12 protein-coding genes are annotated in these 15,744 nt (G+C 62.8%); 4 read left to right on the top strand and 8 right to left on the bottom strand.

The genetic code is table 11. The annotated features are described in order from the left end of the window. Positions 1-12: 12 nt before the first annotated feature. From K6N12_RS20835 to K6N12_RS20820, 4 genes are read right to left on the bottom strand one after another with little or no spacing between them, the layout of a single operon-like run. Positions 13-1,722 (bottom strand): dipeptide ABC transporter ATP-binding protein, encoded by a 1,710-nt coding sequence (locus K6N12_RS20835; RefSeq protein ID WP_097627928.1) that lies wholly within the window; start codon positions 1,720-1,722, stop codon positions 13-15. Beyond that, complete coding sequence (locus K6N12_RS20830; protein ID WP_097627929.1) at positions 1,719-2,570, bottom strand: ABC transporter permease; 852 nt, start codon at positions 2,568-2,570, stop codon at positions 1,719-1,721. Before K6N12_RS20830 ends, K6N12_RS20835 begins: the two co-directional genes overlap by 4 nt. After that, positions 2,567-3,505 (bottom strand): ABC transporter permease, encoded by a 939-nt coding sequence (locus K6N12_RS20825; protein ID WP_097627930.1) that lies wholly within the window; start codon positions 3,503-3,505, stop codon positions 2,567-2,569. Before K6N12_RS20825 ends, K6N12_RS20830 begins: the two co-directional genes overlap by 4 nt. 51 nt (positions 3,506-3,556) lie before the next feature. After that, a complete protein-coding gene (locus tag K6N12_RS20820; protein ID WP_097627931.1) occupies positions 3,557-4,447 on the bottom strand; it encodes a proline iminopeptidase-family hydrolase in 891 nt (296 codons plus the stop codon). Between the two features lie 142 nt (positions 4,448-4,589). Between K6N12_RS20820 and K6N12_RS20815 the strand changes: the two genes are divergently transcribed. Further along, positions 4,590-5,366, top strand: a complete 777-nt coding sequence (locus K6N12_RS20815; protein WP_097627966.1) for a helix-turn-helix transcriptional regulator — start codon at positions 4,590-4,592, stop codon at positions 5,364-5,366. A gap of 83 nt (positions 5,367-5,449) precedes the next feature. Continuing rightward, entirely contained in the window at positions 5,450-6,352 is a 903-nt protein-coding gene (locus K6N12_RS20810; protein ID WP_097627932.1) for a proline iminopeptidase-family hydrolase, read from the top strand. Positions 6,353-6,395: 43 nt separating this feature from the next. Here the strand turns inward: K6N12_RS20810 and K6N12_RS20805 are convergent, their stop codons facing one another. The 3 genes from K6N12_RS20805 to K6N12_RS20795 form a co-directional block, all read right to left on the bottom strand. Then, positions 6,396-7,307 carry an acetamidase/formamidase family protein gene (locus K6N12_RS20805; protein WP_097627967.1) on the bottom strand — a complete coding sequence of 304 codons (912 nt, stop codon included), beginning with the start codon at positions 7,305-7,307 and terminating at the stop codon, positions 6,396-6,398. A gap of 300 nt (positions 7,308-7,607) precedes the next feature. Beyond that, positions 7,608-11,081, bottom strand: coding sequence for an ATP-binding protein (locus K6N12_RS20800; RefSeq protein ID WP_097627933.1), 3,474 nt, complete (start codon positions 11,079-11,081; stop codon positions 7,608-7,610). Continuing rightward, positions 11,081-12,349, bottom strand: coding sequence for a metallophosphoesterase family protein (locus tag K6N12_RS20795; protein ID WP_097627934.1), 1,269 nt, complete (start codon positions 12,347-12,349; stop codon positions 11,081-11,083). Before K6N12_RS20795 ends, K6N12_RS20800 begins: the two co-directional genes overlap by 1 nt. Positions 12,350-12,754: 405 nt before the next feature. Between K6N12_RS20795 and K6N12_RS20790 the strand changes: the two genes are divergently transcribed. Continuing rightward, positions 12,755-13,459 carry a GntR family transcriptional regulator gene (locus K6N12_RS20790; RefSeq protein ID WP_097627935.1) on the top strand — a complete coding sequence of 235 codons (705 nt, stop codon included), beginning with the start codon at positions 12,755-12,757 and terminating at the stop codon, positions 13,457-13,459. 112 nt (positions 13,460-13,571) lie between these two features. Beyond that, positions 13,572-14,540 (top strand): dihydrodipicolinate synthase family protein, encoded by a 969-nt coding sequence (locus K6N12_RS20785; protein WP_097627968.1) that lies wholly within the window; start codon positions 13,572-13,574, stop codon positions 14,538-14,540. A 122-nt stretch (positions 14,541-14,662) separates the two neighbouring features. On the opposite strand, the gene K6N12_RS20780 is transcribed toward K6N12_RS20785, so the two are convergent. After that, entirely contained in the window at positions 14,663-15,697 is a 1,035-nt protein-coding gene (locus K6N12_RS20780; protein ID WP_097627936.1) for an Ldh family oxidoreductase, read from the bottom strand. Positions 15,698-15,744 lie beyond the last annotated feature (47 nt).

Below are 15,744 nucleotides of genomic sequence, written 5' to 3'. Positions count from 1 at the left end.
TTCCCTTCGTTGTTATGGCATGCGTTTGATTGATTGAATCGGCATCGAATGGGGATCGTCCTTGCCGTCGGCGTCTTGAAGCAGCCGCTTGTCAGGATCGATGTCGGGAATGGCGGCGATCAGCGCCGCCGTATAGGGGTGTTTCGGCCGCGCGAAGACTTCTTCTGAGCGACCTTCCTCGACGATCTCGCCGCGATACATCACGACGACGCGTTCGCAGAGATTGCGGACGATTGCGAGATCATGGGCAATGAAGATCAGCGTGAGGTTCATCTTCGCCGTGAGCTCGCGGAAGAGCTCGATGATCTGCGCCTGGATGGTGACGTCGAGGGCCGCCACGCATTCGTCGGCGATGATCAGCTTCGGATCGACGGCGAGGGCTCGGGCAATGCCGGCACGCTGGCACTGGCCGCCGCTCATGCTGCGCGGTTTGCGGCCGGCGAATTCGCGTTCGAGGCCGACGAGATCGAGCAGTTCGCCGATCCGCGCCTGGATATCGCTCCTGGCGACCTTGCCCTGCACCTTCAGCACTTCGGCCAGCATCTGCCCGATCGTCAGCCTCGGATTGAGCGCATTGTATGGGTCCTGGAACACCATCGCCGTCTCGCGCCTGAGTTTTGCCAGGCCAGCACTTTTCTGCTGGGCCAGATCGACGCCGTCGAAGGTGACGTGACCGGACGAAATCCGTGTGAGACCGAGCACAGCACGGGCAAGCGTGCTCTTGCCGCTGCCGGATTCACCGACAATGCCGACCGTCTCGCCGGGCATGATCTGCAGGCTGACGCCGGCAACGGCGCTGACATTTCTGGCACCGCCCTTGAACAGGCTGCCGCCGGTTTTGAAGCGCACGTGGAGATCGTCGATTTCAAGCAATGGCCTCACCGGCTGGCCGGCTTCGGCAATGTCCGGCCGCGGCGCTGATATCTCGCCCGGCAGGGAAGGGTGGCTGTTGATCAGGTTGATCGTATAGGGGTGCTGCGGCAGCGCCAGGATCGCCCGCTTCGGCCCCTCCTCGATGAGCTTGCCGCCGCGCAGCACGGCGATGCGGTCGCAGGTCTGGGCGACGATGCCGAGATCGTGGGTGATCAGAATGATCGACAGCCCGCGCCGGTCGCGAATCTCCATCAGCAGCCGCAGGATCTGCGCCTGGATGGTCACGTCGAGCGCCGTGGTCGGCTCGTCGGCGATCAGGATCTTCGGATTGCAGGACAGCGCCACGCCGATCATCGCCCGCTGCCGCATGCCACCGGAAAATTCGTGCGGGTAGCTGTCATATTGGCGCACGGGATCGGGAAAACCGACCTGCGCCAGGATTTCCGTCGCTGCGGTGCGGGCCTCGCGGGCACCGAGGCCCTGGTGATAGCGGATGCCCTCCGCGATCTGATCGCCGATCCGCATCACCGGGTCGAGATGGCTGGTCGGGTTCTGGAAGATCATGCCGATCTCGCCGCCGCGCACTTTCAGCATCTCGCCATCGTCGATCCGCATGAGGTCGCGCCCTTCGAGCAGGACGCTACCGCTTTCGATCTTCAGCAGCAAGGAGGGCAGCAGGCGCACCAGGGAACGGCAGAACAGGCTCTTGCCCGAGCCGCTTTCGCCGACGAGGCCGAGAATCTCACCCTTGCCGAGGTCGAGCGAGACCGCATCGAGCAGCGTGCGCGGGCCGGAATCTACATGCGCCCTGACTGTGAGATCGCGAACGGATAGCACCGAGCCGCTCATTCATGCACCCCCAGCAGTTCGCCGAGGGCATCGCCCAGCATGCTGAAGCCGAAGGCGAGGCAGACGATGGAGAGGCCAGGAAACAAAGTGATCCACCATGCCGTGGTGATGAAGCTCTGTCCTTCGGCGACCATGACGCCCCATTCGGCAATCGGCGGCTGGACGCCGAGGCCGAGATAGCTGACGGCAGCGCCGCTGAGCAGCACCAGCGTCGCATCGGACATCGAAAATACGATCGAGCCGGCGATCGCGTTCGGCAGCAGGTGGCGGAACATGATCCGTGGGCGGCTGAAGCCGAGGCTGACAGCGGCAACGGCATAGTCGCTGCCCTTCAGCACCAGCATCTGCGCCCGGATCAGCCGCGCATAGGAGACCCAGCCGACCAGCGCCATGGCGATATAGAAACTGCCAAGACCCGGGCCGAGGATGGCGATGATCGACAGCATCAGCACGAGGAAGGGGAAGGCGAGGATGATATCGACAAGACGCATGAACAGCGCATCGACGATGCCGCCGAAGAAGCCGGCGATCGTGCCCACGATCGTGCCGATCAGGAACGGGAAGATGACGCCGATCAGCGCCATCTGCAGGTCGAGGCGCGCGCCCCAGATAACGCGGGAGAGAATATCGCGGCCAAAATTGTCGGTGCCGAAGGGATGCAACAATGAAGGCGCCTGCAGGCGCACCTCGGCATTCTGCATGATCGGGTCGTAAGGCGCGACGAGGGGCGCACCGATCGCCAGCAGGACGAAGAACAGCAGCAGGCCGGCACTGAGCACAAGCATCGGCCGCCGGCCGAAGAACCGGCGCCAGCCGAGGGAGGCGGGGGCGACCGCCTCGATGCTCATAGCTTCACCCTCGGATCGACGGCGACAGTGACGATGTCGGCGATGAAATTGATAAGCACAGTGGCGCAGGCAAAGACCATGGCGACGCCTTGAACCACCATGTAGTCGCGTGAGAAGATCGCCCTGACGAGCAGCTGTCCCATGCCGGGCAGCGCAAAGACGCTCTCGACTACCACAGTGCCGCCGATCAGCCAGCCGATGTTGACGGCAAGCAGATTAATCGTCGGCACCAGCGAATTCGGCAGCACATGCCGCCAGAAGACGATGCCTTCGGGCATGCCGCGGGCGCGCGCCGCGGTCGCCACATCCGATTTCAGCTGCTCGATCATTGCCGCCCGCAGGCTGCGCGTCAGCACGGTCGAGAGCGACAGCGCAACCGTCAGGCTCGGCAGCACCAGATGCGACAGCTTTTCGCCGATCGTCGCGCCATAGCCCGAGACCGGCAGGATACCGAGATCAACGCTGAACAGGATGATCAGCATCAGCCCCAGCCAGAAGGGCGGAAATCCGATGCCGAAGGTCGAGATGATGCGCACCGCATGATCCGGAGCCCGGCCGGCATTGCGTGCGGCGATTGCCGACATCGGCACTGCGATCAGGACCGAAAGCACGACGCTGGAGACGACGAGCGCGAGCGTCGGCTCGACGCGGGTGACGATCAGCTTCAGCACGTCGATCTTGTAGAGGATCGACTTGCCCATTTCGCCATTGGCAAGATTCTTGAGGAAATAGACATATTGCAGCCACATCGGCTGGTCGAGACCGTACTGGGCGCGGATGCTGGCGAGAGCCGCCGGCGTCGCGCGCGTGCCAAGAATGTTGCGCGCCGGATCGCCGGGAATCAGCCGAACCAGAATGAAAGTGATGACGCTAATGCCGAAGATGACGGGCAGAAACTGCAGCGGTCGCGTCAGAACGAATTTATAGCGATGCATGACGGCGATCGCCCCTTTGTCTTCGTCGGGTTCGGTCCGCTTCCTGTTGCATCAGCCTGCCTCGTGCCGGGCGAGAAAATCGAGAAGTGCTGGATAATAATCCTGCGGATTCTCATAGAACGGCATGTGGCTGGCATTGGCAAACACCTTGAGCTCGGCATTTGGCAGGGCAAGCTTCATCCTCAGCGCACAGGCCGGCGTCAGCTCGTCATGCTCTCCCGTCGTGATCAGCACCGGCAGCATCAGGCGCGGCAGATCGGGGATGCGGTTCCAGTCCTTGAGGTTGCCGGTATAGAGAAACTCGTTCGGCCCTTGCATGGTCTCATAGGGCGCCATGTTCCAATCGTCGAGCGAGCGGCGCACCGGCGCCGGCCATTCCGCCAGGCGGCAGACGTGGCGATAGTTGAGAATGGTGACGGCTGCGAGATATTCCGGGTGATTGTAGGTGCCCTGCGCCTCGTGCTTCTGCATCATCGAGACCGTTTCGGGACCGAGTGCCGCCCGCAGCCGTTCCAGTTCCGAAATCAGATGCGGCATGTCGGCAACGGTATCCTCGAGGATCAGCGTCTTCAAATTTTCGGGGTAGGTCAGCGCGTAGTCGATCGCCAGCCACCCGCCCCAGGAATGGCCGAGCAGATGGACTTTGCCGAGCCCCAGCGCCTTGCGCACGGTCTCCGTTTCCTCGACATAGCGGCCGATCGTCCAGAGCGAGAGATCGTCGGGCCGATCGGATGCGCCGGTGCCGAGCTGGTCGAAGGCGATGACGCGGTAGCCCTTGTCGATCAGGCAGGAATGCGCCTCGCGCAGGTAATCGCAGGGCAGGCCGGGTCCGCCATTCAGGCAGAAAACCGTCTCGCTGCCGGCCCCGAAGCTATAGGCAACGACGCGATAGCCATCGACATCGATCTCGAACCGCTGGTCCGGCCGTATTTCACGCCACATTGATCGCTCCGGCAGAAGATTTCGCTTGCTCAATATTTGGGCATGGTTAATTTTTTATCGCAAATCTCGCTCCGTGCCAGCTATAAGAAGTGATAGGGTGGGGTGCATGCCGAACCGGGAGCCGCCCATGCTTGACGAGGCCATGATTGACGACATCGGAACGATCAGACGGCAGTTTACGGCGCACGAAACGCTGGAGGGCCGGATCGACCAGGCCTTCGAGGCGATGAAGCAGATCGGCTTCGAGGCGCTGATCTACGACTATACGCCGGTGCCCTACGATCTCGACGGCGCGATCATGATACCATCTCTGCTGAAGCTCCGGAATATTTCCGACGACATGCACGACTATTGGTTCGACCGCGGTTATTTCCGCATCGATCCTGTCCAGAAGGTGGCGCTGCGCAGCACGGCGCCGTTCTTCTGGAACTACGACACCGATGCCGACACACTGATCAATCGCTTCATCAGCGACGACACCGCGCCGGTAGCGCGCTACCTGTACGAACGCGACATGTCGACCGGCGTCACCGTGCCGGTCCATATGCCGGGCGGCGACTATGCGACGGTTACCGGCATCCGCTTCGGTGGGAACAGTGAGTTCGAACGGCATGCGCTGCGTTATATCGCCGACTTCAACCTGCTGGCCCATGTCTTCCACGAGACGGCGTATTCGCTTTTCGACAAGAAGGCGTTGAGCGTCGGCACGGTCCGATTGACCGAGCGGGAACGCGAGTGTCTGCGCCATTCCGCGGAAGGTTTTTCCGCCAAGGAAATCTCCCGCATCATCGGCCGTTCGGTGCCGACCGTCGTGATGCATCTCAATGCCGCGGCAAAGAAGCTCGGTGCGCGCAACCGCACCCAGGCCGTGGTGCGCGCCACCCATTACCGCCTACTCGAGGACCGGCCGGCCGATTAATGGTCACCCTATAAGTTGTGATAGCTGCCTTGGCCGCTGCCGCCGCGTTATGGTTTCCGACATGCCAAGAGATGGAGACACCGGTGGCCGAAACCGTGACGAATGAAGCCTATTTGCCTTTTCACGACTATCGCACCTGGTATCGTGTCACCGGATCGCTGGAAAGCGACAAGCTGCCGCTCGTCGTCGCCCATGGAGGACCCGGCTGCACCCATGACTACGTCGATTCCTTCAAGGACATCGCCGCGCTCGACGACCGCCCGGTCATTCATTACGACCAGCTCGGCAATGGCAACTCTACCCGCCTTCCCGACAAAGGGCCGGATTTCTGGACGGTCGGCCTGTTTCTCGAAGAGCTGGACGCGTTGCTTGCCCATCTCGGCATCCAGCATCGTTATGCCTTTCTCGGCCAGTCCTGGGGCGGCATGCTCGGCGCCGAACATGCGGTGCGCCGGCCGCCAGGCCTGAAGGCGCTCGTCATCGCCAACTCGCCGGCCAACATGCACACCTGGGTTTCGGAAGCGAACCGGCTGAGGCGGGAATTGCCGAAGGAGGTGCAGGACACGCTGCTGAAGCATGAGCTGGCGGGAAGCCTGACCGATCCGGATTATATCGCCGCCTCCCGCGTCTTTTATGACCGCCATGTCTGCCGCGTGGTGCCGTGGCCACCCGAAGTGGCGCGGACATTCGAAATCATGGACGAGGACAGCACTGTCTACCGCAACATGAATGGCCCGACCGAATTTCATGTCATCGGCACGATGAAGGACTGGACGATCGAAAACAGGCTCGACCGCATCGAAGCCCCAACGCTGCTGATCTCCGGCCAATACGACGAGGCGACACCCCTGGTGGTAAGGCCCTATCTCGACCGTGTTCCCGGCTGCGAATGGGTGCTCTTCGAAAATTCCAGCCACATGCCGCATGTCGAGGAAAAGCAGCTTTGCCTAGCGACCGTTTCCGCTTTCCTGTCACGGCACGATTGAGGAAGTGCCGCCGGCCAATCATTGATCGCCAGCTGGCGATCGCCTATCGACGAACCAGCCATTTCTTGGCAACACGGCAGGCCATCGTATAGGCCGGATCGAAGACGTTGCCGACGTCGTAACGCACGACTTGGCCGAGCAGATGACTGGCTGCCGTTCTGTCCAGGCCATAATCCGACGCCAGCCAGGTCAGCATTTCGCTGGTGGCATGCTGGAGCGCCTGGTCGAGCGGTCGGGCGTTGCCGATGGTGAAGATGTCTTCGGCAGTTTCCCCGCGCGGCCAGACCAACCCGGCCTTTTTTTCCACCGTCAGGCGAACGGTGACTTCGAAGGTGGTCTCGATGCCGGTTCCGACAATCTCACCATCCCCCTGCACGGCATGGCAATCGCCGAGAAAGAACAAGGCGCCGGGAGCCGACACGGGAAAGCGAACCGTGGTGCCGGGACCGAACAGCCGATAATCCATGTTGCCGCCATATTCGCCGCTGGTCGCGGTCGATATCGCCTGGCCGAGGCTGGGCGCCACGCCGAAACAGCCAATCATCGGGGCGAGCGGCAGAACGAAATTTTCCAGGCCTGCGACCGGCTCGGAAAGCCGGACGGTCAAGGCCTCGCGGTCGATGGCCCAGATGGCGATATCGCGTGGCGGCAGGTCACGCACCGTCTCGGGATCGACCACACTGGCGGCGACGACGCTTCGGGTAAACCCCGTGTCTCTGGTCGGGATCATGCTGACGATCTCGACCTTCAGCGCATCCCCGGGCTCGGCGCCTTCCACGAAGATCGGGCCGTTCATCGGATTGCCGCCGGTTGCCTGCTTGACGCCATCCTTGTCATGTCCGGCGGCGTCGAGAGTCTCGGTCACGACGGTGTCGCCATCGGCGATGCGCAGGGCTGGCGGAAGGGAGCCGATGACATTGTGAAAGCTCGTCGGAATGAAGCGGTGAGTGGTCATGAGAATACAGCTCTCGCTCGTTTCGAATGCCATGAGGCCTGCGGCTGGACGCCGGGTAGACTAGACCAGAGATCGCCAGCAATGCCAATATCCGCAGCATCACTCGGGGTTTTCTTCGATCTCGATGATCGGTTCGGGTAGCCAAGGGCCGATATAGGTCTCGCGTCGCGCTTTAAGATCCCTCAGCCGATCGAGCGAAGCAACGGGTAGGACGGCTGCTGATGTCTGATCTCGCCTACATTCTCCGGACAGCAGATGTAAGTAAGCACCTATGCGGCGGGCGACATATCTTGCGGCCAATCATGGCAGTTGGTGGATGGTCACGTTCGGAACGACATCCCGTGCGATCTCGCAGAGATGCCAGTGATGCGTGAGGTAGATGACCTGTCCTACCTTTGCCATGTCGCCGAGTAGGCGGAAAACCTCTTCGGAGCGAGGATTGTCGAAGCTCTCCATAATATCGTCGGCGACGAAGGGCACGGGTCGGCGAAGCGCTGCGAATTCCTCATAACCCGCCAGCCGCAGCGCCAGGTAGAGCTGGAACTGCGTGCCCGTCGACATCGCGTCTGCAAGTTTCGAGCCGCCATCACGTGATACGCCGATCAGTATTTCCCTGTCCCGGTCGGGCTGCGTCGTCAGGCCGGAATAGTTGCCGCCGGTGATCAGGTGAAAGGCTTCCGATGCGCGGTTCATCATCGAGCTGCGATGTTTTTCGCGATAGATGTGCAGCGCCTGTTCGGCCGCGAGCGTGCCGGCGCGCAGCGTCAGATGCCGCACGGCCAGTTCCTCGATCTCGAGGAAGATGGTTCGGCGTTTGGCCTCGATACGGGCCACCGCGTCGTCCCCGCCGACGGCCTCGAGCTTCTGCCATGCCAGCGACACGTCGGAATAGAGAAGCTTCGCCCGTTCGGTGAGATCTTCGATCCGGGCGGCAAGCTCCATTGCATCGCGCTCGACGGCATCGGAGTCGACATCGGCAAGGCGCCGTTCGGCCTCGGAAAAACTCGTCGCGCGCAATGCTTCGGTGATCTGACCGCGCAAGGTGGCAGCCCGCTGCTCCAGCCGGTCGCGCTCTCGGGCCTGGCTCAGGAATGCGTCGACTGAGGCAAGCGAGTCCGTGCCGAAATAGCTGGTCAATTCGTTCCTGCGGGCATTGTGAACGGCCAGTTCTTCCTCCAACGCCCGTTGTTTCTCCAAGTGTTTTTCGAGATCCGCCTGCCGGTCTGCCCGAAGTTGCGCTGCATGCCGCGCCGCCTCGTGGCGTTCGACGAGCGCATTGGCGGAGGCGAGCGTATCCGCCGCCAACCGGCTGAGGCCGCAGTCTGCGAGAAGACCGGCAATATCCCCGCGGAATTGCTCCTGGTCGCGTTCCATCGCGGCAACGCGGCTGGCGAGGTCATCCCGTTCCTTCAGGATGGCGGGCAGTGTGCCAAGCGCGTTCAGCATGGCGCGGACGGCGGCTATCGAGCCGGCCTTGTCGGCAAACCAGCTTCGTGACAGCGCGCCCGCCCATTCCCGATCCCAGGCCGCTATAGTGGCTTCCGCCTCCTGCCGGTCGCGCTCCCGTTCCCTGAGATCGTGGCTGAGATCGTCGATGGCCTTCTCATGCGCCTGCCGCGCCGCCCACTCGGCTTTGCCGGCGGCAAGCATCTCATTTGCTGTCTGCATCAGCTCGGTGACCGGCAGATGGTTTGCGTCACCAAGACCAGCATCCGCAAGACTGGCCGAAAGCGTCGCGGTATGCCCGTCCAGTTCGCCGCGAAGCGCGTCCACCGTCTCTTCGGCTCGCTGGAGATCGCCCCAGGCGGCCAGCGCCGCGGCCCGCTTGGTGCTCCAGGTCTCGAGTGTCGCAATAAGCGCTGAAGCTTCGGCGTCATATTCGATGGTGCCAGGCAGCAGACCACGTATGCGTTCGGCAAGCGCCTCATGTTCGGCGCGCGCCTCGGCGAGCAGTTCCCGTTGCCGTTCGATCGCCGCTGCCGTTGCCGCTTCCGTCTGGCGGAGCTGGCGCAGCTCCGCCAGCTCCTGCGCCCGCGACAGCCGGCCGGCGGACACCACGTCGTCCTTCCGCATCCGCTCCTCGAATGCCCGGGCAGTGGCGGCATTCAGGCTGGTGAGATGGACCTGCCAGGCGGCATCGCGTTCGTCGCGCAGCCTCACGGCCTCGGCATCGTCTATCGAACCGCCGGCGACGAAGGCGGCGATCCGGGCTCTGGTCAGCGCCTGTTCGGTGCCGAGATCGCGCCGTCGCGCCTCGTGATCCCCGATCCGCTTGTCGATAGCGGTCGCCTGGCCACGCCAGGTTTCGATCTGCCGAGGCTCCGCCGCGCTCGTCAATTGCAAGGCCGCGGCGTCGCCGGTCCAGGGCGCGAGCTGGGCAAACTGGCTTGCCTGCATTCGCTTCGCCTGGACAAGGGAACGTTCTTCCATGGTGAGCCGCACTGCGAGATCGGACCCGGTTAGCCGGCTGAGAGCGGCCTCGATGCGGCCAAGCCGCGCCGGATCGAGCACCGCGGCTCCGTTATGCGAGCCGTCTTCCTTGCTCAGCCTTTCGAGATTTTCGCGCGCCCGCACCAGCTCGCGCCCCGCGGCAGCCAGTTTCGCCTCGACGCCGGAACGCCGTTCGATGAGGTCGCGGATGGTGCCGATCAGCGAGGCGGGCAGCAGCAGTGCCTCGGGCGTCGCATTGCCCGGCTGCTCGAGATCGGCAAGCAGCCGTACCAGCACACCTTCCTGTTCGGCCAGCGCCAGCCGGCGTTTCGGCAGGTCGCTCTCAGCCGCGAGATAACGCGCCCGGCCCTGATCCAGCAGGTCCATATGGGCGGCGACCGCCAGCGCCTTGTCGTCGATCGCGATCGCCTCGATCTCGTCGGCAAGCTGGCGCAGCGTGCGGTCAACGGTTTCGACAAGCGCCTGCAGCCGCGTCTCATCGCGGGATAGCTGCGGCAGCAGCGCGAACCATTCGGATGGCGGCCGCGGCAGATCGCCCATGCCGGCTGCATCGGTGTCCAGCCGCCTGAGCTCTAGCGCCGCGGGCAGGGCACCGAGAAGGCGTGTGAGTTCCTGATGCCGGGCCTTGGCCTCGGCCAGTTCCCGCGTGGTCCCGGCATAGGCGGCCTCGGCCTGCTCGTGGGTCGATTTCAGGGCAGAATAGGTGGAGGCAAGCGTGTCGATGGCGTTGCGCTCGGCCTTCAGCGCTTCGAGCGCGCGTTTAAGTTCGGCGAGCTTCGTGCTGGACGACCGCCTCTTGTAGATCCCATTGGCTTCGTCGGCGGCCGTTACCAGCGAACGGCTGAGGCCTGCGAGGCCGGAGCTTGCCGAGAACAGCAACTCGCCGAGCTCGCCCTTGCTTTGAATGATGGCATTGCCGCCGTCCTTGAGCGACTGGTCGTCGAGCGAGAACATGGTACGGTAGGCCTCGCGGCCGATGCCGCCGAGCGCGCCGGCGAGCAGCGCCTCGTTCACGGCTTGCCCCCGATCGTCTACGAGGCTGCCGGTCCGAAGCTTGAGCCGCGCCAGCTCGTATTCCGCATCATCGAATTCCAGCCGCGCGCCAACCTTCATCGTGTTGTAAGGATGCAGGAAATTGTAGGTGCTGCGCTCGCCTATGCCGTAAAGCAGATCGAGATAGGCGGCAAAGGTGGTCGACTTGCCCGCTTCGTTGAGGCCGTAGACGATGTGCAGGTCGGGCGAGCCCGGAAGGGCCGGACCGAAATCGATCGAGTGGTCGGTGAATTTGCCATAGCGGGTGAGGTCGAGGCGGCGCAGGCGCATCAGCTTTCTCCCCGGTCCGCGGCCTTCATTCGGGCGGCGATGTCGTCGGCGCCGTTGGCGAGAATGTTGTCGATGAAGCATTCGAAGCCCGCCTCGTCATGGCCGGCGAATACTCGGCTCTCGGCCGGCAGGTCGGCGAGCAGGTCCCGAACCATCTCCCTGATATCGTCGCGAAACCCGCTACGGGAGATGACCTCGTCCCGCATCAGCGCAGCCAGCCCCACGATGGGATCGGCAGCGGAGGCGTCTGCAAGGGTCGAGGGCGCTTCGAAGGCGAGCTCCAGCTTCTCGATCCAGGTCCGGCCGATCAGATCGCCGCGCTGCTCGGCTTCCGCCTGCATGAGGTCGACATCGCGGCGAAGCTGCCAGGAGAGCGGCGTGCGGCCGGAAAGCCTGAGGCGGGCGACGAGATGCGGCGAGGCCGTGCGGTCGCGTTGTGCCGTCAGTGCCGCTTCGACCGCCATGGCCGCATCGCGCCAATCATCGACACCCGTGAGGTCGACATCGACGCGCTCGAACTGCGCGACGCTGGTGCGCCGCTCCTCGACCGTCACGGTCCGGTCGTCCGCCACGGTCACCAGCGATACGGTCTTGACGCCCGACTCATTGATGTCGCGGCCCTGCGGCATGCCGGGCATGATGATCGTCGCCGCGCCGGGATGCTGGCTGCGCTGGTGGAGATGGCCGAGCGCCCAGTAGTCGAACCCCGAGGCGTGAAGGTCGAGCACGTTGCAGGGCGCATAGACGTCATGGCCGGCCGATCCGGCGAGGCTCGTGTGCATAATACCGATGTTAACCGCACCCGCCACCGCCGGCTTAAATTTCGGCAGAAGGGGGTCCGGCGCGTGCGGCTTGGCGAAGCTCATGCCGTGGATCGCAACGGACAGGCTGCCTTTCGTCACCTCCACGATCTCGGCATGGCCGCCGAAGATCTTCACCGTATCGGGCATTACCAGTTCCCTGGCGATCTTCGACATTGCATCGTGATTGCCGCGAATCTTGAAGACATGAATCCCCGCTCGGTGCAGCCGTTCCAGCTGGCTTGCCAGGAAGCGCGCCGTCTTCATCGACGTCTGCTCGCCGTCATAGAGATCGCCGGCGATGACGAGCGCATCGACCTGTTCCTCAAGGCACAGGTCAACGATCGCCACCAGCGCCTGCCGGCTGGCGTCGCTCACGAGATCGGCCAGATCGGCGTTGCGAAGCGCCAGCGACCGCAGGGGAGAATCGAGATGGAGATCGGCCGTGTGGACGAAACGATAAGCCATGAATACAGAATCGTGTTGCGATAAGATCGTGTAACAGGTGCGGGCTGACCGATAATCGTGCGGTCGTTGTCACCTGGCCGTAAGCAATAGAATATGGAGCACGCGTCCAAGGGGCGCGAGCGAAATGGGCTCTTCAAACCGGCCCATCCACAATCAATGTTGCGGGCAGCGCCGATACCGCAGCCGATGGCCCTGCTGTCTCAGCCGATTGGCGACCAACATGGAGAGGCATGGCAGGCAAAAGCTCCTGTTCCATAACAGAACTTATGCAATTTTGTTATGTTATAACATTGTAAATTAAGCTTATCGCACGCTTATCGAAGGTCGCCCTTTCCCTGGCATCTCCCCGCGGTTTGCTGCAGCTTGAAACCCATTGTATTTGTCGTGTCGACAAGAGGAGTTTTTATGCGCGACATCGACCCCGGTTCTCATCCCGAACGCAAACGCGGCTCCGGCGTGAAAATGGTCTACGACCTGCTGCGCGATGAGATACTCGACCTCAAGCTCGCCCCCGGCAGCCCGATCGACGAAGTGCAGTTGGCGGAGCGGTTCAAGATGTCGCGGACACCGATCCGCGAAGCGCTGGTGCGCCTCGCCGGTGACGGGTTGATAGAAACGCTGCCGAACCGCTCGACCATGGTGTCGAACATCGACTTTCTCAATCTCAGCACCTTCTTCGACGCCCTCGTCCTCATGTACCGGGTGACGACGCGCCTTGCGGCACAGAACCATCGCCCCGAGGACCTGCCCTCTATCCGTCGCTTCCACGAGGACTATTCGGCGGCAATCGAAGCGCGCGACACGCTGGCGATGATCGCGACCAACGCCGCCTTCCACGCCGCCATCGCCGAGGCCGGGCGCAACCCCTATTTCACCGGCCTTTTTCGCCGGCTGCTCGATGAAGGCCGGCGGATTCTCCGGCTTTATTACCAGTCCTACGATGAACTTTTCCCCCGGCAGTTCGTCGATGAACATGCTGAGATCATTGCCGCGATCGAGGCACGCGATGTCGAGGAGGCCGATCGCCTGGGCAAGGTTCACGCCGAACAGATCGTCGCCCAGGTGCAGAAGCTTTTCAGCCGCAACGGCAAGCTCGACATAGCACTATAACAGATCTTGTATTTTTCTTGTCGACAAAAAGAACACAGGATGTTATTTCCATCCGTGAACAGGTCGGCGACCTTTGCCGATCAAGCCTCGCCCAGCGCTGAAGGAGATCGACATGAAGGCCACAATTTTTTCCGGCGTCATTCCCGCCCTGATGACGCCCTGCACGGACGACCGCACGCCAGACTTCGACGCACTGGTGCGCAAGGGCAAGGAATTGATCGAAAAAGGCATGTCCGCCGTCGTCTATTGCGGCTCGATGGGTGACTGGCCGCTGCTGACGGATGGGCAGCGCATGCAGGGCGTGGAGCGTCTGGTGCAGGCTGGCATTCCGGTCATCGTCGGCACCGGCGCCGTCAACACCGCCTCTGCCGTCGCGCACGCCGCGCACGCCCAAAAGGTCGGTGCCCAGGGCCTTATGGTGATCCCACGCGTCCTGTCGCGCGGCACAGTCGTTGCCGCCCAGAAGAACCACTTCAAGGCGATCCTTTCGGCTGCCTCGAACCTGCCGGCCGTCATCTACAACAGCCCCTATTACGGCTTTGCCACCCGCGCCGATCTGTTCTTCGCGCTGCGCCAGGAACACAAGAACCTCGTCGGCTTCAAGGAATTCGGCGGCGCGGCCGACATGCGCTACGCGGCCGAAAACATCACCAGCCGCGACGATGACGTCTCGCTGATGATCGGCGTCGACACCTGCGTCTTCCACGGCTTTGTCAACTGCGGCGCCGTCGGCGCGATCACCGGCATCGGCTGCGTGTTGCCGAAGGAAGTCATCCACATGTGCAACCTCGCACAGGGCGCGGCCGCCGGCGATCCGGATGCCCGCCAGCGCGCCCTGGAACTGGAATCGGCGCTTGCCGTTCTCTCCTCCTTCGACGAGGGCCCGGACCTAGTTCTCTACTTCAAGCACATGATGGTGCTGAAGGGCGACAAGGAATACACGCTGCACTTCAACGAGACGGATGTGCTCTCCGAGAGCCAGCGCGGCTATGTCGAAGCCCAGTTGAAGCTGTTTGACACCTGGTACGCCGAGTGGAGCAAGCTGCCGGGCGCCGTGCAGACATATAAAGCCTCTGCATAATCCATCGGTTTGAGTTGACGGCCCTCCTCTCTGAACTGATCCCCGACGGTTGATGTCCAACTTTCGGGTTCAGTTCATTCGGAGGGCTTGTCATTTGTAAACCAGCGAGAAAGATGCAGTCGTCACGAGAACGCGTCGAGACTTTTGTCGAAAAGGCGATCAAGCAGTTCCAACTCGACTGCCGTCAGTACGATACCTTCCATCTCGGACTTCCGGCGGGCGGCAAAGCGGCGTTGCGACGGCAGGCGGGCGCCGCTGCCGACGATCGCTTCGAAGAGCAGCTCGGCACGGGCGAAGGGATCGCCGGGGCGGCCGGCGGCAAAGGCTTGCGGCGACATCGCAATGATGAGTTCGCCATGGAACGGGGCGAGTGTCGTCGTGCCGAGATAGTCGAGCACCTCAGGGCTGGTGAGGTCGCCGATCATGATACCGGCGAGAAGTTCGATCATCGTGCCGATGGCCGATCCCTTGTGTCCGCCGAAGGGCAGCATGGCGCCTGCAAGGGCGGCTTCCGGATCGGTCGTCGGATTACCGTCGGCATCGATCGCCCAGCCCTCGGGAAGCTGCTTGCCGGCGCGGCGGTGCAACTCGATTTCTCCTCGGGCAGCGACGGAGGTCGCAAAGTCGAAGACGTAGGGCGAAGTGTCGTTGCGCGGCCAGCCGAAGGCGAAGGGGTTTGTACCGAGCAGCGGCTTGTTGCCGCCGGCAGGCGCGACGGTCGCATAGCTCGGGCACATAACGAGGCCCGCAAGACCCTCTTTGGTCACCGCCTCCACCTCCGGCCAGAGCGCTGAGAAGTGGCTGCAATCGTTGATGACGAGGGCGGCAATGCCGAGCCTGCGGGTGCGTTCGGCCAGCGCCGGCAGACCGAGTTCGAAGGCCGCATTGGCAAAGCCGCCTTTTGCATTGACCTTGACGATGGCGGAACCTTCGTTGAGATCCAGTTCCGGCACGGCGTCCGGCTTCACCTTGCCTGATTTGACTGTGCGCAGCGCGCCCTCGATACGGTAGATGCCGTGCGATTTGCAGGCGTCGCGCTCACCGGCAACGATGACGCGGGCAAGCGCACCGGCCTGCAAGGTGTTGAGGCCGGCCTTGCGGAAGATGGCTTCAATACGGCTATGCAAGTCGACAATCGTCAAGGTGGTCATCGTCATGCTGCGCTTCTCCTCGGCCGACTTTACGGGGCCCTTTCTGCATACAT

This window comes from Rhizobium redzepovicii (assembly GCF_019793435.1).
Classification (GTDB): Bacteria; Pseudomonadota; Alphaproteobacteria; order Rhizobiales; family Rhizobiaceae; genus Rhizobium; species Rhizobium redzepovicii.
This window is presented reverse-complemented; position numbering and strand designations above follow the sequence as displayed.